Origin of the sequence: Nocardiopsis lucentensis DSM 44048, from assembly GCF_000341125.1 — a bacterium.
GTDB lineage: Bacteria > Actinomycetota > Actinomycetes > Streptosporangiales > Streptosporangiaceae > Nocardiopsis > Nocardiopsis lucentensis.
In genome coordinates this window covers 1-791 of the sequence record NZ_ANBC01000277.1, presented here as the reverse complement: position 1 = coordinate 791, position 791 = coordinate 1, and the positions used below count along the sequence as shown (strand labels likewise).

General features: G+C 75.2%; 1 protein-coding gene. It reads right to left on the bottom strand.

Annotation, left to right across the window (positions count from 1 at the left end; translation table 11 throughout):
• Window positions 1-114: 114 nt before the first annotated feature.
• Window positions 115-791 (bottom strand): cyclase family protein (locus D471_RS0109345; RefSeq protein WP_017598378.1); only part of this gene is annotated, 677 nt, incomplete at its 5' end.

Genomic DNA, 791 nt, shown 5'->3' with positions numbered 1-791 from the left:
TGACCGCCGGGCCTTCGAGGCGGGCCGGTCGGACGCGCGCCGCGCGCCGGCGCCGCGCGCCAAGCCGGTGACGGGCAAGCACCACAAGCACACCGGCTGACCGCCTGGCCTGACTCACCAGAGCGCGAGGACCCGGCAGGGGCCGCCCGAGGCGTCCTGGCCGGGGAACACGCCGACCACGATCGTCGCCCCGCTCGGCGGCAGCTGGTCCAGACCCCGCAGGCACTCCAGGCCCCAGCGGTCGGCTCGACCGACGACCTCGTGTGCCGGGTACTCCGTCGAGTTCCCCGGGTCGGTGCTCAGGGTGTCCACCCCGACCCCGGCCACGCCGCGCCGCGCCACGAGGAACTCACACGCCTCCGGACCGAACCCGGGGAAGTGCCAGCTCCCGTCCTCGCCGACGCCCCGGACGGCCTCGTCGCCCCGCGTCCACCGGGCGTCCCAGCCGGAGTTCATCAGCACCGCCGCCCCGGGCGGGATCGGCCCGTGGACCCGTTCGTGGGCCAGCACGTCGTCCACCGTCACCACCGTGTCGGGATCCTCGGCCGCCCGGTCCCGGACGTCGATGACGGCCGCGGGGGCGACCAGCTCGTGCGGCGGGATCTCCGGGACGGTCCTGCCTCCGCCGATCACGTGCCCGGGCGCGTCCAGGTGGGTGCCGGTGTGCTCGGTGAACGTCCACCGCTGCAACCAGAAGCCGAACTCGCCCTCCGCCGGAGGCGGGCCGGTCGGCTCCCGGTGCGGCTTTTCGACGTCGAACGTGGGCATGGTCGGTGAGACCACGTGGCTCA